Source organism: Paenibacillus sp. Cedars (assembly GCF_003184205.1).
In the GTDB taxonomy this organism is placed as follows: Bacteria; Bacillota; Bacilli; order Paenibacillales; family Paenibacillaceae; genus Paenibacillus_AQ; species Paenibacillus_AQ glucanolyticus.
The window spans coordinates 16,504-41,353 of the sequence record NZ_CP020865.1; the positions used below are offsets into that span (position 1 = coordinate 16,504).

Genomic DNA, 24,850 nt, shown 5'->3' on the forward strand with positions numbered 1-24,850 from the left:
CATATTTTTTTGCTCTGTTTATATGTATCAAAATGTATTAAAATCACTTTAGAAACGCTCCGTTTCAAACAACTACATTTTGAGACGTAATTAGGGGAGAGTGGGGTACTTGAAGCTGGCTTATGGACGGGTATCGGCAAAAGACCAAAATCCGGAACGGCAGCTCGTCAAGTTCCGGGAGCTGGGCGTTGATGAAAGATACATATTTGTTGACAAGCAGAGCGGCAAGGATTTTGAGCGCCCGCGCTATCAGGCAATGCGTCTGATGATTAGAGAGGGCGACCTGGTTTACCTGGATGCGCTGGATCGGCTAGGCCGAGATTACGATGGCATAATTGCCGAATGGAAAGCGATTACGCGGGAGATCGGCGCGGACATCGTATGTCTGGATAACGAAACGCTGTTCGATTCCCGAAAGTTCAAACAAATGGGTGATTTCGGCAAAGTCATGGAGGACCAGTTTTTAAGCCTGCTGGCATATGTGGCCGAGCAGGAACGGAAAAAGAACCGGCAGCGGCAGGCGGAAGGGATTGAAGTTGCCCGAGCGGATGGCGTTACGTTCGGGAGGCCGAGGCAGGAAATTGACGATAAGTTTATCAGGACATACCGGGAATGGAAAGCAGGGCAAATCACGGCAACCGAGGCAATGCGAAGAATTGGTATGAAAAAACCGACGTTTTACCGGCGAGTCAGGGAGTATGAAGGAGCAAATGGACGGAACAAGCAATCGCCCGTTGCTTTAAAAGACGATGCAGAGAATGGGAAACAGGGGATGGTTTGAAGCCATCCCCTAGCCGTTATTCCGGTTTATTCCCTGCATTCGGGTCTGCAACAAAATTTGTCTTATAGTCCGTATATTTCAGCTCCGTTACCATGCCGGCAGAAGCATGATGCAGATCATGACAGTGGAACATCCAGTTGCCTTCATTATCTGCTTCGAATGCGACAACGTATTCTTCGCCCGGCTTCAAATTCAACGTATCCTTTATGATTGGGGATCCTTCAAGCGGTTTCCCGTTCTTGCTTAGCACTTGAAAGAAGTGACCGTGCAGGTGCATCGGATGGTCGTCAGTTTTCGAGTTATTGACGAGGTGAACCTTGACGGTCTCTCCTTTTTTGACGTTGATCGGTTCGGTTTCCGGAAACGTTTTTCCGTTTATGGTGTAGACCATTTCGCTGTTTTTCATTTCGGTATTCAAATTCATCGTGTATTCCAACGTATACTTCTGATCTAACGTAAAGTTAGTTTTGCCTGCTTGGCCGTAACGGCTCATATCGACAGCCGTCAGCTTCTCTGCTTCATTCGCTTTGTCGGAACCAGCGGGAGCTCCTTCATAAACAATCATGGCTTTCATCCCTTTAACAGCAGCTTTGTCGCCGTGGTCCTCGATCAACCATTGGCCCGGATTACTGGCGACAAATTCAATATCGTAACGCTCTCCTGGAGCGATACTTACGACATTATCTTTCAGGATACCTGGATTATTTATAGGTTGTCCGTCGGTAGCAATAACTTTGAATTCATGTCCGTGCAAATGAATTTGATGAGACAGATAGCCCGCATTGATCAAACGGATTCGAACTTTATCTCCTTCCTTAACAGTGAGCTGATCTACAAGCGAGCCGGATTTTCCATTTATGGTATACAGATCGTACATACTCATATCGTGTCCCATATTCACGGAACTATTGTCGGTCTTGGTCGACGCTTTGTTTTCGTTCCCCATATTCATCGTACTGTGATCCATGCCGGACATATTGCCAGACATGTTCATGCTGGATTTATTGTCATTCGAACTGCCCATATTCATTTTGCTATGATCCATTTCCGACATGTTGCCCCCGGACATATTCATGCCGGACATTTCCCCGGAGCTCATCCATTCATCGAGGACAAGTGTATAATCACGGTCAACGTCGGGACCTTCTTTCGGTTCAACAATGAATGCCCCATACAATCCGCGATCCAACTGATTTACACTATCCTGATGCGAATGGTACCAGTAGGTGCCAGGAACATCTGCTTTAAACTCGTACGTAAACGACTGGCTTGGTTGGACGGCGTTTTGCGTTACGCCTGGAATGCCATCCATTGCGTTCGGTACAGGAACGCCGTGCCAGTGAATGGTGACTGGCTCGGGCAACTGATTTTTAAGATTGACCTTTATCGTATCTCCTTGTTTAACCCGAATTTGCGGTCCAGGAACGGAATTGTTGAACGTCCAAACCGGCAACGTTTTTCCGGGGGCTAATTCCTGATTGCTCGGAGCGGCAATCAAATTAAATTCTTTTCCCGTTAATACAACAGACTTTTCCGTTTGAGCATTTGGCGTTTCCGGAGTTTCTGTCAACGCCGGAATTAATTTGACCCACTAGCGCCGGGATATTTTTGACCCACCTGTGCGCTTGGTGCCGAATAAATTCCGGTTTTTAGTTTTTCTTTAAGCCGGTAGCTGTTCCCACGGATGTTCACAACATGGGAATGGTGGAGGAGGCGATCGAGCACGGCCGTCGCTAGAACGGCGTCCCCCATGAGTTCACCCCATTCGCCAAAGCTTTTGTTGCTGGTAAGAATCATGCTGCTTTTCTCGTATCGAGCACAGACCAATTGGAAAAATAGGTTCGCAGCCAGCGGATCGAGGGGAAGGTAGCCCACTTCATCGACGATGAGGATTCGAGGGCGAAGATACACCCTCATTCGCTTGTCCAGTCGGTTTTCCTCATACGCCTTTCGTAAATCGCCAACCAATTGGGCCAGCGATACGAAATACACCGGTAAACCTTGTCCAATCGCTTCCATCGCAATTGCAACGGCCAAATGAGTTTTCCCGACGCCGGGAGGGCCGAGAAAGAGTACGTTCTCTTGCCTCCCGACAAACGTTAACGCGGCAAGCTCCCGAATCAGGCGCTCATCAATCCCAGGTTGAAACGTGAAATCGAATTCACTTAGCGTTCGTCGGTATGGTAGATGCGAAAGCTTCATCCGCACTTCGACGTTACGGCGCTGTCGTTCCAGAATTTCAGCTTCTAGCAGTTCATTCAGGAATGACAGGTACGTGCTTTGGGTTCGGCCTGCGGACTCTAGCTTTGCGTCGAGAGCCTCGGCAGCTTGGACTAAGCCGAGTTCCTCCAGACGGAGGCGAGCTTGTTCGAGTTCAATCATGCCCCCACCTCCATGAGGCGATCATAGACATCGAGTGAGCGCACCTCTACGTCGTGCTTGGGCACTTGTATTCCTTGGGGCCTTGGGTGGGCGTAGCCTTGTGAAGTGCTCAGGTTAGTGTACTGGTTTTGGCACATAACAAGCGCTCGTGATCGGTAGATCTTCTCGTGCTGTGCGATGAGCTGCTTCTCGTAGTAAATCTCGACATGGCCGTTCACTTCACGCACCTTCACCTCACGACCGCTGTACCTCCAAGGAACACCGTACCGCACGCCGTCATAGCTCACGAATCCGTCCCGGCTGACCTTCCGAGGCTCGAATCGGTACTTTGCCCAGCGCTCTGGAGTTGGTAGCTGCCCCAACGCTTCGTGGGCCAGACGGTCGATCGGTCTTTCGCCGGTTGTGCCGTGAATACGGCGATTTTGTTCGTCACACCATTGCCGGACCTGGCGGTTCAGATCGCCGAGATCCGTGAATTGTCTTCCCGGCATGAAGTTCTGCTCGATGAACTGAACGCTTCGTTCAACCTTGCCTTTGGTTTGCGGCCGTCGCACGCGACACACTTTAGGGATCATACCGATGGCTGCAGCGAAGTCTTCGAACAACGGATGCCAGCGCGGCTTACGATCATCGCCCATACCGAGTATGACGGTTTTCATCTGGTCGGTAAGCATGGTTTTCGGGACACCGCCAAAGTATTCTAGGGCATTCATCAAGCAACGTAGGAAGCTGTGGATGTCGCAGCGTTTCGAAAACTCCATGTACGTCATGCGGGAGTACCCCAAAACCATAGCAAAGACAGGGATTTTCCGCACTTCGCCATTTAGATCAACGTACTCGCAAATCTTCCAGTCCACCTGCGCTTGACGTCCAGGGGGCGTTTCGTAGCGTTGGACTGCCGGCGCCTGTTTTGGAGGCCGATTCGGCTTCACATAGTCCTTAATGATCGTGATTCCGCCGCTGTAACCTTGATCTTTTAAGAGGCGCAAAAGCACTTCGCAATTGAATATGCCTCTGCCCAAGTACTGATCCAACTGGGACTTGTATGGATCAAGTTTGGAAGCTCTTTTCTTGCGGGGATTGGGTTCAGGGATACCATCGGCTCTAAGATATTTACGAATCGTATTTCTTGAATGACCCGTCTCCCGCATGATCTCACGGATACTCTTGCCGCTAGCTTGAAGTTCATGTAATCTAATCACTGTCCCACTCCTTAGCATATTTCCTCCTCTCGAAATATCTTGGCCGATACTACAGAGGAGATATATTCTACAGGGGTGGGTCATTTTCATTCCGACGCTGGTGGGTCAATTATATCCCGGCGGTGACAGTTTCCTTGGTTCCTTCCATATTCATTTTTGAGTGATCCATTTCGCTCATTCCACCAATCGAACCTGAACAACCGGCCAATATAACAGATAAAGCTCCGATTGCTATTATACTTTTAAACCTCCAACCTAGCTTCATAGCTGATTCATTCCTTTCTGTAACTGAACTTCCCATAGATCAATCATAGCCGAAGCCTGTGTAGAACTTTTGAAGAACAGAAGGAGTTCGCAGAGACAGGTTTAGTTCTTTATACTTTTGTACACCGACTTGTGAAAGTAGGCATAAGCTGATAAAAAAATAAGCGAGGAGGATTCCTCATGCGCGACGTTGACGTACTTTGCCAGAAATTTGCCCATATTCTTGGCGGGCTTTCGAACGTAAAACATGGGTATGTATGGTCGAAAGAGATCGACCGCATATTAGCATAAACATATTGGGAAGGCCAAGCCATTCCGGACTTGCTCTTCATTCCATGTGGTCTTTTGAATCAATGGATTTACAAGGAAGGACCTTAAACTTGGGGGAGACGGCACTTCTTCAGGAAGAAGCTTATCCGTTTACTTGGCATTTGCAAAAAAATGGAGTCATGTTAACCGCCTTGCATAATCACTGGTTAATGGACAATCCTCATCTAGTTTATGCTCATTATACTTCTGTTGAAGAGCCGCTTTCTTTTGCAAAGAAGGTAGCGGAAGCCTACAAGGTGCTGAAATAATTCGATTTCTTTAAAGATACAAACCGGGTTCCTTTCCACAAAGGGGAGCCGGTTTTTTATATGCGGCCAACTCCAATTTTTCATTTACACAGGTCCTTCATAAACGTGGGTTATACTTAAAACAAAAGAATTTCACTGGGGTACCTATATGGACCGATTTATGCTGTTCTTAGAGCGCAAGCGCTCCTGGCTGTTTTAACGGCCCGGCTGCTTCCGTTCGTCCCGGCACCGGCCGTCAATGCAGCCGCGGCGATCAGCCAGATGAACTTCAGCAGTTTTCTTCCTCGCTACTGTGATCGGGAAAATCCCGGAGATGGTTATGTTTTCAGTCATGGGGGGCCAGTTGGTATTCACATATTTGTTTGGTGCGGCTTGAATATATGATTTGTGTTTGGAGGTTGATTATGAAAACCGTATTGGTCGTCGATGATGAATCGAAAATTCGGGATGTGGTTGTATCCTACTTGAAAAAAGACGGTTTTCAGACCGTTGAAGCCGAAACGGGCAGCGAGGCCATTCGGCACGTGCAAAACGAATCGATTGATTTCGTCATCCTGGATCTTATGCTTCCGGATATGGAGGGCGAGCAGGTTTGCCAAGCGATTCGTCAAATCCATTCTGTTCCGATTTTGATGCTTACGGCGAAGGTTTCCGAGAACAATCGGATTAAGGGGTTATCCATGGGGGCCGACGATTACTTGGTCAAGCCCTTTGACCCACGCGAAGTAGTGGCTCGGGTTCGGGCAATCCTGCGGCGTACGGACGAGTATCATTTGCTTGCGGATCGCCTGGCCTTTAATCAAGGGGAACTTATCATTGATTCATTAAAGCAGCAAGTATTCCGTGACGGCCAACCGGTGAGCCTGACCCCGAATGAATATAAGCTGCTGCTTGTCCTGGCCAAGCATCCACAGCGTCACTTTTCACGAGACGAGCTTGTGGAACGCGTGCTTGGCTATGATTTTGACGGTGATAGCCGAACGATCGATCAGCATGTAAAAAATATCCGGCAAAAAATAGAGGGTGACCCCAAGTCCCCCAAATATATTGTGACGGTGTATGGAACCGGCTATCGGTTTGCAGGAGGAACAACATGAATAAGCGTCTGCATACCCGTTTGGCTCTGATTATTATCGGGATTGCTGCTGGCATTGTCCTGATTTCAACCATTAGCGTCATTTTGACGACACACTATCATTTCTCCTTGTATCAAGCGCAAGCCGGTATGACGCACGAATTACCCGAACTGAATTATCATTTGGAGCAAGCGATGATGCAAACGATCATCTGGACGTGTTTAGTTGCGATTGTACTTGCCGTATTTCTCGGTTTTTATGTGGCCAAACGGATTTCGGCTCCTCTCGTTCATATGACACGAGTCGCGGAACGCATGACGGACGGGGAATGGAGTACGAGAGTGGACATTAAAGGGAAAGATGAGCTTGCAGACTTGGGCGCATCGCTAAATACGCTGGCGGAGCAGTTGCAGCAGCATGAGCAATTGCGCGTCACGATGACCGAAGACATCGCGCATGAGCTGCGAACCCCTTTGGCTACGCTCAAAAGCCATATGCGCGCACTGGAAGATGGGATTTGGGAGCCTACGCCGGAGCGTATCCATTCCTGCTACGAAGAAATCGAACGATTGACGCAACTTGTGGCCGAATTGGATGATCTGACCCATGTGGAGTCGCCCGGTTTTCAATTGTTGCGAAAAGACGAATCATTGGCGGCCATCATCGAGAGAGGCGAAGAACTGGTTGCTGCTGCCTATCGTGAAAAAAATGTTCATCTACGGTGCTCCGTAAGTCCTGATATTCAAGTGTTTGTCGATCATGATCGCATGATTCAGGTGCTTGTGAATCTGCTTAGCAACGCGCTGAAATTTACTCCTGAACACGGAGAAGTGCGAATTGAGGGGAGTGAAGACAGCGGGCATGTTTGGATCCGAGTTCAAGACACGGGAACGGGAATCCCGCAGGAGGACTTGCCTTATGTGTTCGAGCGATTTTACCGGGCGGACAAGTCCCGCAATCGGAAGACCGGCGGCAGCGGCCTGGGGTTAACCATCGTCAAGGAGTTGGTTGCAGCCCACGGAGGGGAAATTTCGGTCGAGAACCGGGAAGGTGCCACCTTTACAATTCGGCTTCCCAAAAGACAGTAGAGCGCTTTACATCGAATCTTCAAAAGTATCGATTACACTGTATATGACTTGCAATTTAACGAATGGTTTGGACACAACACACATGGGGACACTGGATTCAGGTCTCTTTTTTAAGATATGGGGGTAATTTTTTTGAAAAAGATGACGATGCTTGCACTAGCGGCAGTACTCTTGATTGGGACCACGGCATGCTCGAAAAAGGCAGAGCAAGGGCAGAATTCTATTGCGAATACCAGTTTTATGCACCTACATGGCCTTGGTTACTCCGCAGACGGAAAACGACTTTTCATTCCCGTTCACAACGGACTACAGGTATATGCAGACGGTTCATGGAGTGAAGGTCCAGGGGAGAAGCACGATTATATGGGGTTCACCGCCGTAGATGACGGATTTTATAGCAGCGGTCATCCAGCACCGGGTTCGAAGTATAAAAATCCATTAGGTCTTGTGAAAAGCACGAATGACGGGAAAACCGTCTCGGTTCTTGCTCTTGAGGGAGAGGTCGATCTACACGGAATGACAGCCGGGTATCGTTCACATACGCTATACGTGGTGAACCCGGAACCTAACTCCAAAATGAAGCAGGCAGGGCTCTTTTATAGCAAGGATGAAGGGAAAACCTGGACAAACAGTCCTGCAACCGGCCTTCAAGGGCAGATGACGGCAATCGCAGCTCACCCTTCTGATGCATCGATTGCTACTGTCGGCACGACAACAGGCGTCTATCTATCGAGGGATTACGGTCAGACGTTTACCCCATTGTTTCCGGAACAACCGGTTACAGCCCTGACCTTCACGGATTCCGGTAACGTGCTGGTAGCAACCTCTGGTCCCGATGCTTCACTGCTTGAAATCAATATAGAGAGCAAGCAACCATTGACGATCCAGACGCCAAGCAAAGATACGATCACCTATGTTGTTCAGAATCCGGCAAATCCGAATGAGCTGGCCATTGCAACGGAACCAAAGAATGTCTATCTCTCTACAGATCGAGGTACTACATGGATACAGATTGCAGATATAGGCAAAACTATCAACCGAAAATAGGAGGTCTTTGAAGCATGAAAAAAAGCTTAAAAGTTGGCATCATTTCAGCGGCTATAGTATTAGCCCTAACCGGATGCTTTAACAAATCCAATTCTTCCACTCCACACGATATGAACAACATGGGACAGCCAACCGGTTCGGCACAAAGCCCAGCCAGTACGGTATCGGTGCCGTGGATTGCCTCAAAAAACACGACGCGCATCAACACAAGTGACCCGACGGAAGCTGCGGTGCTTGTTTCGAAAACGCTGTGGATGGCAACCAGTGATGCGAACCGTCCTGGAGGCGTCATTCTAGCGAACCCGAAAGATTGGCAAACGGCCCTTGTCGGTGCAGATTTGATTCATCACCCGAATAACGGTCCAGTACTGTTTGTGAATAAAGACAGTGTACCGGATCTAACGCTTAACGAATTGAAAAGGCTAAAACCAATGGGTACGGACGCGAATAAAGGAACCCAAGTTATATTGGTCGGGGATCTTGATCCCAAGGTAGAGGAACAGGTAAAAGCGCTTGGCTATAAGACGGACAAGATTGCAGGGGGCAACCCGGCGGCCGTAGCCAAAGCCGTGGATGCTTATTATACCGCTGTCGCGAAGGAAAATCCGCCTTCGGTCATCATTGGTTCTATGGACAGCGAAGAATATACGATGCCAGCGGTGAATTGGATTGCTCATATGCCGGAGCCGCTGCTTTATGTTAAAAAGGACGAGGTTCCGCAAGAAACCGTGGATGCTTTAAAGACACGGGGCGGAAAAGCCAATATTTATTTGCTCGGGCCAGAATCGGTTATTTCGGCTAAAGTTCAAGAACAATTAGGTCAGTACGGGAACGTGGTTCGTATTGCGGGCAATGACCCATATGCGAATGCCGTTGCCTTCGCGAAGTATAAAGATTCGGCAACCGGTTTTGGCTGGGGAATCACAACACCGGGCCATAACTTTTCGTTCGTCAACAAAGATTCCGCAGCCTTGGCACTCGCGGCGGCTCCATTCTCGCATTTAGGCAAACATGCAGCGCTCCTCTGGACGGACAAAGGCAAGCTGCCGGATACGGTGATGTCCTATGTCATGTCGGTTCAACCGAAATATAAAAAGGAACCAACGGAAGGGCCATACAACCATGCTTGGTTAACGGGTAGTGAGGATTCGTTGACAGCCGCGGCACAAGAGGAGATCGATTCCATGCTGGAGATCGTATCGGAGACCGGAGAAGGTCACGGCGGACATGGCGGCGGCAATACGAAGACGGAACCATCACCTAAACCAAGTGAAGGTAGGGGTCCATCCAACATTTTGACGAAAATATACTCTAAGGATTTTTCTATATAAAAAAGCCAACGTTTCTTATACTTAAGGAATCACCGACTATTTGAGGTTGATCTTATTTCCGATTCTTTTCTCTTTTATATTCTTGGTAATCCCCCTAGCCCTTGCAAAGTAGGGAGGGTTTGCTTCTTTTGGATGGAATCATTTGGATAGATTGAGGCTAATAAATTTCAAGGTTTCTTAGCGTACGCTTTCCGCGTTTTGTTGGCAATACCCCGGTTGACTGTCCAGGGCAAGGGGAGCGAAAACCCGTCCTCCTGCATATATCAAACATAGGGTAGCTACACCTCCTTTGTCATGGACCTTACCTTGTCTTGCCGAGAGCGAGACAAGGTCTTTTTTTGCCCATTTTCTGTGTATTTGATAGATGGACAAAAATTTATAGGTAGATTCGCCGTTTCCGAGTTAATAGCAGGCAAATATACTAAAGGGTAGTCAACTACCCCCATCAAAGGAGAGGATAGAAGTAATGACAAAGGAATTTAGAAAAAGAAAAACAACCTGCAAAAAAAAATCTTCCCAGCAAACAGCGTGTAGCTGTCATCGTAAAAAACACAAACACCGCAAGCCGCCTGTCAAAGTGACGATTTCCTTAGCCAAGGCGATCGACAAGGCGATTGCCAAAAGCCTTGCTAAAAACCTTGCTAAAAACCTTGCTAAAAACCAAGCTCATGCCATTAGTAATGCCACAAGCACAAATGATAACGACAGCGGATCCACCATTAACGATCAACTTACAAGCGAAAGTGGCGCTAAAAATCATTCGGAAAGCGACAGCGACTCGAAAATTTTCGAAAAAGTCGATAACCAAAGTACGGCAACGAACGCCACTAATACCGATAGTGACTCTACCATTAACGAAACGGTTAATTCCACCAGTGGTGCAACCAACACCAGTGATAACGATAGTTCGGCTACTGTCAATGACACATTAACAAGCACAAGCGGCTCGAACAATACCTCTAATACCGATAGTGACTCTACCATTAACGAAACGGTTAATTCCACCAGTGGTGCAACCAACACCAGTGATAATGATAGTTCGGCTACTGTCAATGACACATTAACAAGCACAAGCGGCTCGAACAATACCTCTAATACCGATAGTGACTCTACCATTAACGAAACGGTTAATTCCACCAGTGGTGCAACCAACAACAGTGATAATGATAGTTCGGCTACTGTCAATGACACATTAACAAGCACAAGCGGCTCGAACAATACCTCTAATACCGATAGTGACTCTACCATTAACGAAACGGTTAATTCCACCAGTGGTGCAACCAACAACAGTGATAATGATAGTTCGGCTACCGTGACCGATACATTAACCTCAACTAGCGGCTCGAACAACGCATCAGACGCCACCAGCACTTCGTCATCGGGTGATAGTACCTCCACCAATGGAGATAATACCTCCACCACAAGTAGTGGTCCTGCGGCCAACTCATCGGATACGGACGCCACCAGCAGCTCAGGTGATAGCACATCAACGAATGGTGATAATACGTCAACCACAACAAGTGGTCCTGCAACAAACTCATCGGATACAGATGCTACATCGAGTGCAGGTGACAGTTCCTCAACCACTGGCGATAATTCATCCACAACCAGTGCCACTGCCACCACAGGTGATAACACCTCTACGCCTACAGCAACAGCGTCGACAGGCGATAATACTACCACCAATACCTCCAATGCTGACAACTCTTCAACGAACGACAACGCAAGCACCGCCAACAGCACGTTAAACTCCACCAGCTGCGCCACCAACGAATCCACGAATACCAGTGAATCCAACAACACCTTTGACTACAACAGCGCCTTAGTGAGCACGGCAAACGGGTTAGCGAGCTCGGCAAACAACTCGGCAAACACCGTCTCCAATGGCAACAACTTCACCGTTGGCAATCAAATTCAAATTAGCGACAATTCCGTGCTTTTAGCCTTATTGCTTTTGTTTTGCAAATGCCGTACCTGCTGTAACTGTCAGCCTTCTAGCGGATCAACAAGCGGCTGTACCTGCGGCACGTCGGGGACGACGAATTTGGAAGGGATTATTTCCAAACTGCTCGATGATGAAAAAAATAAACAACAGCGCATTTTTGATATGTTAAACCAAAATAATTCAATCGCTTAAGGAGGCGTTTACCCATGCTTGAAAACAGTTCAAAAACCACGTTCACGATGTCTCGCAAAAACGGAGAAACCACACTTTCGGTGGCGATCAACAATGGCAGCGACGAAGAAAAAAATATTAACATGGTCGTCAAAGACAGTGCAAACGGCAATGTATTGCCAAGTGTGATCGATGGCACAGCCATCGACAACGGGGTGACGCTGGAACCTAAAGCAATCAAAAACATGGTGATTGATACCACAAACGCCATCGGGCAAATTCTCGTGGAAATGGCAGGTGCAGGGAGGATGACAATGCGTCAAAAAAGTTCGTCATCCGGTGGCAAAACAAGCAACATCATCGAATTGATATTAAAATAAAAAATATGCTTCGTGAAGTATCGCGCAGAAACGATTCCTATAGCGCGATTCGTTGCCGATTCATTTGCTGCACGAGTGTTTCCTCGGTTGCGCAAATCGTCTCTACGAACCATCATGAAGGAATGATCTCCTAATATTAAATGACCGCTAATTAAGATTAGCGGTCATTTGGTGTTTTCAAAGCATACACTTGATGTCCGCTAATGTTTCGGTTAAAATAAGAATATCATGTCCGCTAATGTAAGACAAGATTTGGAGGCTTTGCTAATGAGAGAAACACCGGGGATTTCGGAACAGGGCGATCAGACGATTCAGGACTTCATTCACGCTCTCACCACCCACGAAGATTTGAATCCCAAAACACTAAAAGAGTATGCAAGCGACCTAAAACATTTCATCGGCTGGTTTGAGACCGCCTACCACCAAGAGGAAGAGATTATATTTCGAATTGAAGATGTGGCTACTCCAACATTAACGCGATATAGGGAAGCAGCACAAAAAATAATGGAATTGAAACCGGCGACCATTAACCGGCGGCTTATTACCCTGAAACGTTTTTTTGAATGGGCCGTGTCAGAATCCAGGATTCGCCGCGACCCTTCGAAGCCGGTTAAATTGGTTCCGGAAGAAAAGGTAAGCCCCAGACAGATGACAGACAAAGAAGAAGCTGCTTTGGTTGCTGCGGCCGAGCATGGCGGTTCTCTTCGGGATCAGACGATTCTAATCGTGATGTTTCACACGGGCTTACGAAGCATGGAAGTGTGTGACTTGGCTCCCGGAGATATTCAAATCGGTAAACGTAGTGGTCAGCTTACGGTCCGATCCGGAAAACGAAATAAACAGAGGGAAGTTCCTTTGAACGCCACGTGTAGAGTTGCTTTAGAAAAATATCTGGCAGAACTCCCTCCGCACAGTCCTTTTCTGTTTCCATCTGAAAAGACCGGCGATCGATTAACCGAACGTGCTTTACGTCATTTAATTCAAAAATATATGAAAGCAGCCCGGCTCGAAGGATTGAGCGCCCACGATCTACGGCACCGGTTCGGCTATGTGATGGCAGAAAACACGCCGTTGCACCGCTTGGCGCAAATTATGGGACACGATAGTCTGGACACAACGATGATTTACGTCAAGGCAACCCGTGCGGATCTGCAAGCGGAAGTCGAAAAAATAGCTTGGCAATAGGGGGATGAAGTACGATGTACGCGAGAGTAAGGGAACTGCTAACTCCGGAGGAACGGCTGCATTATTTGCAGATACCGCCTGATCTTGGCGAATGGGAATTGGGCACTTATTTCACATTTACACAGCATGACCTTGAAATCATACAGCAGCGGCGAAGAGATTATAATCGACTCGGCTTTGCCGTGCAGCTGTGCGTACTTCGTTATCTCGGCTGGACACTTTCTGATACAAAAGAAGTGCCGGTTCAAATTCTTCGTCATATTGCAAAGCAAATCAATGCCGATGTGGAGTCTTTTGCATCTTACGGCGACCGAGAAGCAACGAAGTACGAGCATCTGGATGAGATCCGGAAAGAATATGGCTACCAGACATTCACCTTGAGCGAATATCGTTCTTTGTGCAAGCATCTATTTAGCCATGCAATGGCAAACGGCAATCCCTTACACCTGATTCAACTCGCACTCGAAGATTTACGTAAGCGTAAAATCATTCTCCCTTCAATGGCTACAATTGAAAGAGCCGTTTGGGAAACGCGCAAACGAACAGAAGAAAAAATATTCAAGCTGCTCAGCAGTTCACTGACAGAATTACAAATTGCTAAGCTGGATCGCGTCTTAACCACCATGCCGGAAAGTAGCAAAACCTACTTAGCATGGTTAAGGGAAATTCCAGGTACTAGCTCTCCGGATTCTTTTTTGAAGGTGATTGAAAAACTCGAATACTTACGCGACTTGCAGCTGCAAGTCGATACGAAAGGCATCCATCCGAACCGTCTACGTCAACTTTCTAAAATCGGTTCGCGTTACGAACCTCATTCTTTCAGACGTTTTAATGATCCGAAAAAGTACGCGATTTTAGTAGCGTACCTATTGGAACTAATTCAGGATTTGACAGACCTGGCTTTCGAGATTCATGACCGGCAGATTATGATACTGCTTTCCAAAGGGAGAAAGGCCCAAGAGGAACTTCAAAAGCAAAACGGTAAATCGATCAACGAAAAGGTTGTTCACTTTGCCGATCTTGGAGCCGCTCTTATTAAGGCCCGAAGCGAAGGCATTGATCCGTTTGTTGCTCTTGATGCCGTCATGCCGTGGGATCAGGTCGTCGCATCCGTGGAGGAAGCTAAACGGCTGGCGCGACCAGTTGATTACGACTACTTGGACTTGTTAGAAAAGAAATTCTATGCGCTCCGAAAATACACGCCAACGCTGCTAAAATCGTTGGAATTTCGGTCAACTAAGTCCGCAGAGCCGCTAATGAAGGCGGTCGATATCATCCGGGATATGAATGAAACCGGGAAGCGGAAGGTTCCGGAAGGCGCGCCGCTGAACTTCGTTTCGAACCGCTGGCAAAAGCACGTTTACGACGATGACGGAACGATCAACCGGCATTACTACGAAATGGCTGTCCTGACAGAGTTGCGGAATTACGTTCGTTCCGGGGACGTGTCCATAGTCGGAAGCCGTCAGCATAAGGATTTCGAGGAATACCTTGTTCCGAAAGCCGATTGGAATGGCATTGATCCTAACGCTACAAAGCTTGCCGTCAGTTTGTCCGCAAAGGAATATCTTGAAGAACGGATTGAAGCACTTCTTCAAAGATTAAATTGGGTTTCGGATCACATCGATGAGCTGGACGGAGTAAATTTGGAGAACGGGAAATTGCACATTGAGCGATTGGAGAAAGATGTTCCCGATGAATCCCGAAATTTCAGTCTTTCCCTCTATGAGCTGCTACCACGAATTAAGCTTACGGATCTGCTCATGGAAGTAGCCAACTGGACGAATTTTCATGAGCAGTTTATTCACGCTTCCAGTAACCGCGCTCCGAACGAGGAAGAAACAACAATCCTTATGGCTACCCTTATGGCAATGGGAACGAACATCGGGCTTACGAAGATGGCTGAAGCCACGCCGAGCATTTCATATCGGCAAATGGCCAATACAGCTCAATGGCGGCTGTACGAAGACGCGATGAATAAAGCGCAAGCTGTTCTTGTCAATTTTCATCATAAGCTGGCGCTGCCTTCATATTGGGGGAATGGCACTACCTCCTCATCTGATGGAATGCGCGTCCAGATCGGTGTATCGTCTCTTCACGCAGATGCGAATCCTCACTACGGGACCGGAAAAGGAGCAACGATATATCGCTTCGTGAGCGACCAGTTTTCCACGTTCTATACGAAAGTCATCAATACGAACGCTCGGGATGCCGTACACGTCATCGACGGTTTGCTCCACCACGAAACGGACTTGTCCATTGAGGAGCATTATACGGATACGGCCGGTTACACCGATCAAGTCTTTGGTTTAACGCATTTGCTTGGATTTCGCTTTGCGCCGCGCTTACGCGACTTGGCTGATTCCAAGCTCTACGCTATCGGAAAACCGTCCATTTTCCCTAAATTGGAGAAGCTGCTTCGCGGACAGATTAATACAAAGATCATTCAAGAGAACTACGACGATGTACTCCGGCTGGCTCACTCCATCCGGGAAGGAACCGTTTCAGCATCACTCATTATGGGGAAAATCGGTTCCTATGCAAGACAAAACAGCTTGGCTACCGCGCTGAGAGAAATGGGGCGTATCGAGAAAACGATCTTCATTCTGGATTACCTTTCGAGCGAGGCGCTGCGGAGAAAAATCCATCGGGGGTTGAACAAAGGAGAAGCCATGAACGCATTGGCCAGAGCGATCTTCTTCGGCAAACATGGCGAACTGCGGGAACGTGCGCTACAAGATCAGCTCCAACGGGCAAGTGCGTTGAACATTATCATCAATGCAATTAGCGTTTGGAATACCGTCTATCTCCAGCAGGCAACTGAACACCGCAAAAAGCAAGGTAAGCTTCAGGAAGAACTGCTAAATCACATTTCCCCCCTTGGATGGGAGCACATCAATTTTCTAGGTGAATACAAATTCAACTTCAAGCAGAATACGTCTCTCAACTCATTACGACCGCTGAAACAACAGGAAGGTGAGTGATCGGTAGTCCGGGCGGTGTAGCCCGGACTATTGGGCTTAGAGTAAGAAAAAACGCTAAGCCAGGTACATCCGAAGGCTTAGCGTATATTATCGTTAAAATGTTGGCGGTACCCCAGGTACAACCGAGGGCGGCAATATGACGAATATGCCGGGCATGAAGCATTGATGATGCGGACGAACGTAAATTCCTAAAAGAAAGCGGGTGTCTGCCGATGATGGGGAACTATGGATGGCCATGGGTTATGATACTGTTTTGTCCGTTGTTCATGGCCGTCATCATAGGTGTTTCCGTTTATATAGCGGTAAGACTGGCTTTAAGAAAAATCCGTTTGTAGTGTATCAAATCAGCTCGTTTGGGTAAAACATAACAGATACACTATTTGAAATGGAGGTTAACACCCATGTCACATGAGCAATTTCAACATTGCATTGATGAGTGCATAAAGTGTATGCTTGCATGCAATCACTGTTACGACGCTTGCCTGAATGAAGATCACCTTGCGATGATGAAAGAATGTATCCGGCTAGACCGGGAGTGCGCCGACATTTGTGCTTTTGCTGCGCAAGCGATGTCTCAAAGTAGTTCCTATGCGAAGGAGCTTTGCCGGATTTGTGCCGACGTTTGCGAAGCCTGCGGGAATGAGTGCAAAAAGTATGAAGAAGAGCACTGTCAGCGTTGTGCCGATGCCTGTTTTTCTTGTGCAAAAGCTTGTCGGGCTATGGCGAGTTAGCTACAACGACAGCCTATTCCGGAGAGTTCTGGGAGATAGGCTGTTTTTATTGATGGGTAGGCTTCGGCTGTTGGAGACAGCAGGAGCCTACTTTTGATGAATGGAGGAGGAGCGCGGCTGTATCCCAGTGCTTTTCTATGCAGTTGGACGGTTGTATCAAGCAAATAAAGAAAGGTGTTCACAATGATGGATAGCATGATGTTGGATCGTTCAATGATGGTCATGATGTGCATTATGATGTACATCGGGGCGATCATCTTTATACTGATTGTTGGAGCAACCGTTTATGTTGTTGCTCGATTACTGATGATGAAGAGCCGTGTTGTAGATCGTCCCTTGATGATGCTGAAAGAACGATACGTCAGAGGCGAAATTAATGATGATGAGTATTTACGAATGAGAAAAGTCATCAATGATGTGAAATAAGGAGTACCTACCTTTTCGTGGATGAAATGTTGTATCTAATCGTGTCCTTATCGTTTGGGTTTGCTGGATCATTTGTGCTATGGAGATATTTCAAAACGACCTTGTCCCGCATGATTCAGAAACAAAATGAACAGAAAATCCGCGAATAGGTGCCCTTTAGCGCATCTCGATCAGAGGCGCTTTTACTGTTGTTTTGTAACTTTTATAGTAACGGCTGCTCCATTTAAGCAGTAGGGGTAGTATCATCGAAGCTGAACCACCCCCAAAATAGATGAGAATAATTATATTTCTTCCACTTTTCGTTCGTTCAAACTTCGTAAATACGCGGTAACGTTGCCCAAGCAACAGGTCCCTTGAGGGTTGTTTACTTCGCAGCCACAGCGATTCGACTGGACGTGCTCTTTAATATGTTCGATAGGCTGCAGATTATCGCTATATGCTTGAAAAAGGCGATCTCTGGTCCAATTAAAGCAATAGCAAACTGGCACATGCATGCTGGAGTTTTTTTGGAAGACTGGTACTTTCAGGGCGTCCTCTTCAAATGTTTGCAAATGAGTACCACTGAAATAAACGGTATTACATGAAGAGTTTGGACAGAAAAAATAAGTGTTATCTGGCTCGATGGTTTCCAAAGAAGAAGCTATAAGCAAAGACTTTAGTGTAATGATAGATAAACCTTTACCCTTCTCACCGCAGGAAGGACATCTGCCGGTTTTGGCTGTTTCCCTGTTGTTGGATGATGCGCAACAATCCATGTAAAATGCACTCCTTAGCCGGTTTTTTGGACTTGACCAAAAAAAACGATCCTTTTCAATTCTTTCATGCTTTGGTCATTTTACCCGGATTTCCCTTTGACTTTTAAAAGACGAAGACTATTTAACGTAACGATAAGTGTCGCTCCCATATCTGCGAAAATGGCCAACCATAGCGTCAACCATCCAGGGACAATTAAAGCCAAGGCTACAAGTTTAATCCCGAGAGAGAACGTAATGTTTTGCTTTATTATCGCAAGGGTTTTACGGCTTAACCGAATTGTATACGGAAGTTTACCTAAATCGTCAGCCATAAGCGCAATGTCCGCCGTTTCAAGGGCCGTATCCGTACCAGCGCCGCCCATAGCGATACCAACCGTTGAGGCTGCAAGCGCGGGTGCGTCGTTTACACCGTCGCCAATCATGGCGACATTACCGTAAACCTTGCGAAGTTGCTTGATGTAGTCTAATTTATCCTGTGGCATTAGGTCGGCTTTAACGTCAGTAACATTTAGTCGCCGCCCGATCGCTTCGGCGGTTGCTTGATTATCACCCGTAAGCATAATCGTTTTCTTGATGCCAATTTCATGCAATTGCTTAATAACGTCTTTACTGGAATCGCGCACTTCATCGGCCACGGCTACTAAGGCAAGAACTTGTTGTTCCGATCCCAAGACCATAACCGTTTTCCCTTGTTTTTGTAGAGCTTCAATACGTTGATTCGTATCAACATTCATATCGGAGTGAAGTTCTGCAAAGAGTTTCGGACTACCGACGTAATACAATTCCCCGTTTACCTTGGCTTTAACGCCTTTCCCGGTTATAGATTGGAAATCCTCAACGGCTAGGGATAAGTCAGCTCCGAGGTTTTCTGCTTTACGAACAATCGCGGAAGCAAGCGGGTGTTGCGAACCTTTTTCGATAACTGCCGCGATAGCAAGCAATTCTTTTTCGTCTTTTGTTCCGAAAGTATCGACATTTGTTACTTCCGGGAATCCCTTCGTCAGCGTACCTGTTTTATCGAATGCGATTGCTGCAAGGCGACCGGCTTCTTCAAGGTGAATGCCACCTTTGATAAGAACACCATTTTTCGCGGCGTTACCGATAGCTGTAACAATCGAAACAGGAGTCGAAATAACTAACGCACAAGGGCAACCTACAACGAGAAGTGCTAGTCCTCTATAAATCCAATCGCCCCAATCAGCGCCGACGAACAGGGGGGGGACAACGGCTATTCCTAATGCCAAAATCATAATTGCAGGCGTATAATATTTCGCAAATCGGTCAACAAACGCTTGTGAAGGTGCACGTTCTGCTTGTGCTTCCTCAACAAGGTGAATAATTTTGGAAATCGTTGTATCCTCGACGTGCTTCGTTACTTTGACTTCAAGCAGCCCTTCTTCGTTTAATGTGCCTGCGAACACTTCATCGTCAATTGTTTTCGCTACGGGAACCGATTCGCCAGTAATCGCGGCTTGGTTAATCGTTGATGTTCCTTTAATAACCACGCCATCCATTGCGAGTTTTTGACCTGGCTTTACAATCATGACGTCGCCCACCTGTATATCATCGACGCTTACCGTCATTTCTTGGGAACCACGTCGAATCAGTGCTTCTTTCGGCGCAATATCCATAAGGGAACGAATGGATTGACGCGCTTTTTCCATGGAGTAACGTTCCAAAACTTCACTAATCGCAAACAAGATAACAACAGTCGCGCCTTCTCCCCATTCCCCGATCGCCGCGGCACCGATGATGGCGACCGTCATTAGGGTATTCATATCGAATTGAAGCCGGAAAAGATTCTTGATTCCTTTTTTGAATAATTCGTAACCGCCGATGAGAATAGAAGCCACGTAAGTAACAGCAGACAAGACGCTTTCCTCACCGTACTGCTCACTCAAAAAGTAACCCGCGGCAAGCAAGATGGCCGAAAGCAGAACATTCCAATGTTCTTGCCAGAAAGGCTTTTTCTTTTCAACAGTCCGTTGCTTTTCAGGTGTAACTTTCAGGCTTTCAAACGCTCCGGCCTTTTCCAAATCCTTCACTGTGGTACTTCCATAAACGGTAATCTTGGATGCTCCAAAATTAACTTGTGCATCTTTAACGCCGGGCAAACTTTTTACATTTTTCTCGAAAATACCTGCACAATTCGTACAAGTAAAACCTTGGACTCTGAAGACGTTTTTATCTTCGGTTTTTTCAACGCTATTTTCCATTGGTGATCAACTCCCGCGAATGAGTAGAAGCTAGTTGTACAAGTTGACGAACATGGTCGTCCTCCAGAGAGTAAAAAACTAATTTACCTTCCTTGCGGTATTTCGCCAAGCCGAGCTGTTTTAAAGTTCGAAGATGATGAGAAGCTGTTGCCATCGAAGAACCGATGATGTTGGCCACGTCACAAACACATAGTTCGTCTTCTTCGCACAAGGCGAAAGCAATTTTCATTCTTGTTTCATCAGCCAGTACCTTGAACAGCTTTACCATGCCTTGAATATTTTGTCCTTCAATTGCAAGTTGTACCTTTTGGACTTTAGGTTCGTCATAACAAAAAATTTCACAGGAGTCCTTTTCTTGCTCGCTCATGTCTTCACCTCAACAATCAAATTGTCATTTGATTATTATCATACAACAAACCTTTTCATTATTCAAATGCACATTTGATTATTATTTATCGAACGCGTATTAAATATTCGAAGTCCGCAAATTTTTGTATCGGAACGCGGCTGTCACCAGTTCCCCGATGGTTGCCTTTTTCTTTTTCCAACGTTAATACTGCGATAACATTCGACATGTAAGATCAAACTATAAATAAGCAAATAATTATATGGCTATTTACAACGGATAAGGGAGTGTGGGAGAATGAAAAAGGATGTCAAACGGATTTATTTCCTTTGCGGGCAAAATCGGTGCCGAAGTCAGATGGCCGAAGCTTTTGCCAAGTTTTATGGCAGGGATCATGTCGTGGTGGAGAGTGCTGGATTAAATCCATCTGAAGAAGTGCATCCTTACACCATTGAAGCTATGCGTGAAGTAGGCATCGATCTTTCCCAGCATGTTTGCAAAAAAATTGATATGAAGGTTTTTCTAGCGTCAAATGCGATCGTCAAGCTGTGCGAACAAATTGTGGAGCGCTGTCCCATCGTGCCGTTTAAGATCATGAACGTCGAGTGGAACATCCCTGACCCGTTAGCCGTAGACGGCGGCAGCCTGGAAGACGTGAAGAGAGCACGTGACGAGATTCGGGAGAAAGTGATCGGGTTGTTAAAAGGGATGGACATTCCCGTCGCTTAAAAGGAGTGAAGCAGTTGAGCAAACTAGAAGAAGTAGCGGATGCCTTGAAGCTATTGGGGGACCGGAACAGACTCACTATCGTAGCCTTGTTGCAGGTGAAGGAGCTGTGCGTGTGCGAGATCGTGGACATTTTGAAAACGAGCCAGCCCAATATCAGTCAGCATATGCGCAAGCTGCGGGACGGGGGCCTGGTCAAAGAGTCGCGCAGGGGACAGTGGGTTTATTATTCGCTCTGTTTGGAGGACAAGCCTTATATTTTGGATATTCTAAAAGAAATTCCTTCGCAAGTGGCGCTGATTGAGCCTGCCGTTTGCGAAACCAATGATTGCTGTACGTAGTTCAGGAGGAAGCATATGGTTTATGTAGCGATTTTCATTTTCTTGGTAACGTTGCTTTTTGTCATTTGGCAACCGAAAGGATTAAATATCGGCTGGTCGGCAAGTGCCGGAGCTATCCTTGCTCTGCTATTTGGCGTGGTCAGCTTCGCGGACGTCGGCACCGTAACCGGCATCGTGTGGAACGCCACCTTGGCGTTTGTGGCCATTATTTTAATCTCACTGGTGCTGGATGAAATCGGATTTTTTGAATGGGCTGCATTGCATATGGCGCGGCTGGCACGCGGAAACGGCCTGCTCATGTTTGTTTTTATCATCCTGCTGGGATCGGCGGTTGCCGCCTTGTTTGCCAATGATGGCGGGGCCTTGATTATTACCCCGATTGTACTCGCCATGGTCCGGGCACTTAAGTTTGATGAAAAGATGATCCTGCCGTTTATTATGGCCAGTGGGTTTATTGCGGATACGGCATCTTTACCGCTTGTTGTCAGCAACTTGGTGAATATTGTATCCGCCGATTATTTCAACATCGGTTTTGCGGAATACGCGAGCCGCATGATTGTTCCGAATTTCTTTTCCGTCATTGCGAGTCTCATTGTGCTGTATCTGTATTTCCGGAAAAGCATCCCGAACCGATACAATCTCACGCAACTGAAAAGGCCGAAGGAAGCCATCAAGGATATGCGGCTGTTTAAGTTATCTTGGGTCATTTTAGCCGCGCTGCTTGTTGCGTATTTTATCAGCGAATTTTTCTCGATTCCTGTATCCATTATTGCGGGGGTTGCCGCGATTGCCTTTTTGTTCGCGGCGAGAAAAAGCCCTGCGATTCATACCTGGAAACTGGTAAAAGGCGCTCCCTGGGCTGTCGTGATCTTCTCTATCGGCATGTATGTGGTCGTTTATGGCTTGCGCAATGCCGGACTTACGGATGCACTAGGCAGCGTCATTCAAGCGGTCGCAGACCAAGGGTTGTTTGTGGCTACCGTAGGTATGGGCTTTATTGCAGCCATCCTGTCGTCCATTATGAACAACATGCCCACGGTCATGATCGATGCGCTGGCCATCCAAGGTACGCAAACCGATGGGTTCATTCGTGAGGCGCTGATCTATGCGAATGTGATCGGTTCGGACTTAGGACCGAAAATTACGCCAATCGGCTCCCTGGCGACGCTGCTTTGGCTGCATGTCCTATCCACGAAAAACGTGAAAATCGGATGGGGCTATTATTTTAAAGTCGGCATCCTGTTAACCATTCCCACGTTGTTCATTACGCTCACCGGTCTTTATGTATGGCTTTATGTTCTCCAGACGCTACAGGTGAATGTATGGTTATGTATCGCGGTGATCGTGGTCGTCCTAGTGGTAGTTGCAATGATCATGAAGACTTTTATGAGAAGTAAACAAGCGAAAAGAGTTCATCAAGGCGATTAACGAATTGAAATCAAAGGAGATTGTTCACTATGGAGAAAAAACCGTTAATTTATTTTTTGTGCACCGGAAATTCTTGCAGAAGCCAAATCGCGGACGGGTTTTTAAACGCGCTAGGCGGCGAAAAATATGAAGTCAAAAGCGCAGGTCTTGAAGCACACGGACTGAATCCGCGTTCGGTGCAAGTCATGCAAGAAGCTGGCGTAGATATTAGCAAAAACACCTCCGATGTGATCGATCCGGACATTTTGAATCGCGCCGATTATGTCATTACCTTATGCGGCCACGCCGACGAGCATTGCCCTGTAATCTCCAACAAGAACGTAACGAAATGGCACTGGGGTTTTGATGATCCGGCAAAAGCAACCGGAACGGAAGACGAAATCATGAACCAGTTCCGCACCGTTCGCGATTCGATTAAGAACCGGATTGAACAATTCGTCAAAGAAGGGAAATGAGGTGGCGACGATGATCAAACGAATGCATGTTGCTTTAAACTGTACGGAGCTGAACAAGTCTTTGGAGTTCTATCGCGCTTTTTTTGGGGCCGAACCGAGTAAGGTTAAAGATAATTACGCCAAATTCGAGTTAGAAGAACCGGCGCTGCATTTTTCGCTTAATGTACGCCCCTTCGAACAAAAGGGTGTACTGAACCACTTGGGATTCCAAGTGAATAATACGGAAGAAGTGCTGGCCATGGGGGAGAGGCTTCGTCAAAGTGGACTGCTGCTGATTGACGAAATGAATACCACATGCTGCTATGCGGTGCAGGATAAAGTTTGGGTGTATGATCCGGACGGCAACGCTTGGGAGATTTTCTACACAAAAGAAGATTCCGAATTCGAATCTGCTGGTGAAGCCAGGGATTTGTCCCTGTGCTGCGCACCGCCAGCGGCCCCGGTTCCGATTGAGTTTGGATCGTTTAAAAAAGGAGTATAGTCCATGGCATCTGAAAAAACCTACCATGCTTTGATTCCGGATAAAATTTTCATGGGCGCGGCAACGGATGTGGAATCGATGGTGAAAAATGAAGGGATCGACGTGATCGTGGATCTTCGCGGCGAAGCGACGGAATGCGCCTTTCCAGCGGCGAATACGAAATGGATTCAAATTCCGTTAGCGGATCATGCGACTATGCCGCAAGAAAAAGCCTTCGAGCAAGCGATCCAGGCCGTCACCGAAGCTTATCACCAAAACAAGAAAGTTGCTTTTCATTGTGGCGGAGGAAAGGGACGGACCGGTACGGTAGCCGCTGGCACCTTGCTTGCCTTGGGATTAAGCGATACGCTTGACGAAGCCGAGGCCAAGGCAAAGAGCATTCGCAACATCATTGATATTAAGCCATCACAGAGAGAATCTTTGCACCAATTATATCCCGGTAAATAAGCAAGCAGAGACCACTCAGCCGAGTGGTTTTTCTTTTTTTTGATTTACACATTTGCAATTTGCAAATAAATATTGTATAACTAA

The 24,850-nt window shown here is 47.0% G+C and carries 25 protein-coding genes; 18 read left to right on the forward strand and 7 right to left on the reverse strand.

Annotated elements, in window-relative coordinates:
* Positions 1–109: 109 nt before the first annotated feature.
* Positions 110–781: a recombinase family protein gene (locus B9D94_RS01220; RefSeq protein ID WP_148246250.1), complete on the forward strand. Its 672-nt coding sequence runs from the start codon at positions 110–112 to the stop codon at positions 779–781.
* A 16-nt stretch (positions 782–797) separates the two neighbouring features.
* Here B9D94_RS01220 and B9D94_RS01225 read toward each other — a convergent pair whose 3' ends face one another.
* The 3 genes from B9D94_RS01225 to istA form a co-directional block, all read right to left on the reverse strand.
* Positions 798–2,279, reverse strand: coding sequence for a multicopper oxidase family protein (locus tag B9D94_RS01225; protein ID WP_253805982.1), 1,482 nt, complete (start codon positions 2,277–2,279; stop codon positions 798–800).
* 80 nt (positions 2,280–2,359) lie between these two features.
* Positions 2,360–3,163: an IS21-like element helper ATPase IstB gene (gene istB / locus B9D94_RS01230; protein ID WP_148246254.1), complete on the reverse strand. Its 804-nt coding sequence runs from the start codon at positions 3,161–3,163 to the stop codon at positions 2,360–2,362.
* Positions 3,160–4,383 carry an IS21 family transposase gene (gene istA, locus B9D94_RS01235; RefSeq protein WP_148246256.1) on the reverse strand — a complete coding sequence of 408 codons (1,224 nt, stop codon included), beginning with the start codon at positions 4,381–4,383 and terminating at the stop codon, positions 3,160–3,162. The genes istB and istA overlap by 4 nt, the downstream gene beginning before the upstream one ends.
* 503 nt (positions 4,384–4,886) lie before the next feature.
* Between istA and B9D94_RS01240 the strand changes: the two genes are divergently transcribed.
* Positions 4,887–5,207: a DUF1259 domain-containing protein gene (locus B9D94_RS01240; RefSeq protein WP_367613774.1), complete on the forward strand. Its 321-nt coding sequence runs from the start codon at positions 4,887–4,889 to the stop codon at positions 5,205–5,207.
* A gap of 195 nt (positions 5,208–5,402) precedes the next feature.
* Here the strand turns inward: B9D94_RS01240 and B9D94_RS30830 are convergent, their stop codons facing one another.
* Positions 5,403–5,540 (reverse strand): hypothetical protein, encoded by a 138-nt coding sequence (locus B9D94_RS30830; RefSeq protein WP_172963884.1) that lies wholly within the window; start codon positions 5,538–5,540, stop codon positions 5,403–5,405.
* Between the two features lie 71 nt (positions 5,541–5,611).
* Here B9D94_RS30830 and B9D94_RS01245 point away from each other — a divergent pair, with 71 nt between their 5' ends.
* The 10 genes from B9D94_RS01245 to B9D94_RS01290 all read left to right on the forward strand — a co-directional run bounded on the left by B9D94_RS01245 (position 5,612) and on the right by B9D94_RS01290 (position 17,571).
* Positions 5,612–6,304, forward strand: coding sequence for a response regulator transcription factor (locus B9D94_RS01245; RefSeq protein WP_148246257.1), 693 nt, complete (start codon positions 5,612–5,614; stop codon positions 6,302–6,304).
* Entirely contained in the window at positions 6,301–7,371 is a 1,071-nt protein-coding gene (locus B9D94_RS01250) for a sensor histidine kinase (protein ID WP_148246259.1), read from the forward strand. Before B9D94_RS01245 ends, B9D94_RS01250 begins: the two co-directional genes overlap by 4 nt.
* A 141-nt stretch (positions 7,372–7,512) precedes the next feature.
* The gene (locus tag B9D94_RS01255; protein WP_367613775.1) at positions 7,513–8,418 is read left to right on the forward strand and encodes a F510_1955 family glycosylhydrolase; all 906 of its coding nucleotides are present in this window, start codon (positions 7,513–7,515) and stop codon (positions 8,416–8,418) included.
* Positions 8,419–8,432: 14 nt separating this feature from the next.
* Complete coding sequence (locus B9D94_RS01260) at positions 8,433–9,749, forward strand: cell wall-binding repeat-containing protein (RefSeq protein WP_253805983.1); 1,317 nt, start codon at positions 8,433–8,435, stop codon at positions 9,747–9,749.
* Positions 9,750–10,215: 466 nt separating this feature from the next.
* Positions 10,216–11,886, forward strand: a complete 1,671-nt coding sequence (locus tag B9D94_RS01265; protein ID WP_139787294.1) for a serine-rich family protein — start codon at positions 10,216–10,218, stop codon at positions 11,884–11,886.
* A gap of 14 nt (positions 11,887–11,900) precedes the next feature.
* On the forward strand, positions 11,901–12,245 hold the full coding sequence (locus tag B9D94_RS01270) for a hypothetical protein (protein ID WP_006211803.1): 345 nt from the start codon (positions 11,901–11,903) through the stop codon (positions 12,243–12,245).
* Positions 12,246–12,512: 267 nt separating this feature from the next.
* Positions 12,513–13,430 carry a tyrosine-type recombinase/integrase gene (locus B9D94_RS01275; protein WP_006211804.1) on the forward strand — a complete coding sequence of 306 codons (918 nt, stop codon included), beginning with the start codon at positions 12,513–12,515 and terminating at the stop codon, positions 13,428–13,430.
* A 14-nt stretch (positions 13,431–13,444) separates the two neighbouring features.
* Complete coding sequence (locus B9D94_RS01280; RefSeq protein WP_028598545.1) at positions 13,445–16,414, forward strand: Tn3 family transposase; 2,970 nt, start codon at positions 13,445–13,447, stop codon at positions 16,412–16,414.
* A 401-nt stretch (positions 16,415–16,815) separates the two neighbouring features.
* Positions 16,816–17,145, forward strand: coding sequence for a four-helix bundle copper-binding protein (locus B9D94_RS01285; RefSeq protein WP_148246262.1), 330 nt, complete (start codon positions 16,816–16,818; stop codon positions 17,143–17,145).
* A gap of 183 nt (positions 17,146–17,328) precedes the next feature.
* Positions 17,329–17,571, forward strand: a complete 243-nt coding sequence (locus B9D94_RS01290) for an SHOCT domain-containing protein (protein WP_148246264.1) — start codon at positions 17,329–17,331, stop codon at positions 17,569–17,571.
* A gap of 281 nt (positions 17,572–17,852) precedes the next feature.
* Here B9D94_RS01290 and B9D94_RS01295 read toward each other — a convergent pair whose 3' ends face one another.
* The 3 genes from B9D94_RS01295 to B9D94_RS01305 form a co-directional block, all read right to left on the reverse strand.
* Positions 17,853–18,326 (reverse strand): putative iron-sulfur cluster-binding metallochaperone, encoded by a 474-nt coding sequence (locus B9D94_RS01295; RefSeq protein ID WP_148246266.1) that lies wholly within the window; start codon positions 18,324–18,326, stop codon positions 17,853–17,855.
* 80 nt (positions 18,327–18,406) lie between these two features.
* On the reverse strand, positions 18,407–20,542 hold the full coding sequence (locus B9D94_RS01300; RefSeq protein ID WP_148246268.1) for a heavy metal translocating P-type ATPase: 2,136 nt from the start codon (positions 20,540–20,542) through the stop codon (positions 18,407–18,409).
* The gene (locus tag B9D94_RS01305; protein WP_148246270.1) at positions 20,532–20,909 is read right to left on the reverse strand and encodes an ArsR/SmtB family transcription factor; all 378 of its coding nucleotides are present in this window, start codon (positions 20,907–20,909) and stop codon (positions 20,532–20,534) included. Before B9D94_RS01305 ends, B9D94_RS01300 begins: the two co-directional genes overlap by 11 nt.
* A gap of 276 nt (positions 20,910–21,185) precedes the next feature.
* On the opposite strand from B9D94_RS01305, the gene B9D94_RS01310 reads away from it, so the two are divergent.
* The 6 genes from B9D94_RS01310 to B9D94_RS01335 are packed head-to-tail and all read left to right on the forward strand — an operon-like array spanning position 21,186 to position 24,766.
* A complete protein-coding gene (locus B9D94_RS01310) occupies positions 21,186–21,617 on the forward strand; it encodes an arsenate reductase ArsC (protein ID WP_148246272.1) in 432 nt (143 codons plus the stop codon).
* A 14-nt stretch (positions 21,618–21,631) separates the two neighbouring features.
* Positions 21,632–21,955, forward strand: coding sequence for an ArsR/SmtB family transcription factor (locus B9D94_RS01315; RefSeq protein ID WP_148246274.1), 324 nt, complete (start codon positions 21,632–21,634; stop codon positions 21,953–21,955).
* A gap of 15 nt (positions 21,956–21,970) precedes the next feature.
* Positions 21,971–23,383: an arsenic transporter gene (locus B9D94_RS01320; RefSeq protein WP_148246276.1), complete on the forward strand. Its 1,413-nt coding sequence runs from the start codon at positions 21,971–21,973 to the stop codon at positions 23,381–23,383.
* Between the two features lie 29 nt (positions 23,384–23,412).
* A complete protein-coding gene (gene arsC / locus B9D94_RS01325; protein ID WP_148246278.1) occupies positions 23,413–23,838 on the forward strand; it encodes an arsenate reductase (thioredoxin) in 426 nt (141 codons plus the stop codon).
* A 10-nt stretch (positions 23,839–23,848) separates the two neighbouring features.
* Entirely contained in the window at positions 23,849–24,319 is a 471-nt protein-coding gene (locus B9D94_RS01330) for an ArsI/CadI family heavy metal resistance metalloenzyme (RefSeq protein WP_049869721.1), read from the forward strand.
* A 3-nt stretch (positions 24,320–24,322) separates the two neighbouring features.
* The gene (locus B9D94_RS01335; RefSeq protein ID WP_148246280.1) at positions 24,323–24,766 is read left to right on the forward strand and encodes a protein-tyrosine phosphatase family protein; all 444 of its coding nucleotides are present in this window, start codon (positions 24,323–24,325) and stop codon (positions 24,764–24,766) included.
* Positions 24,767–24,850 lie beyond the last annotated feature (84 nt).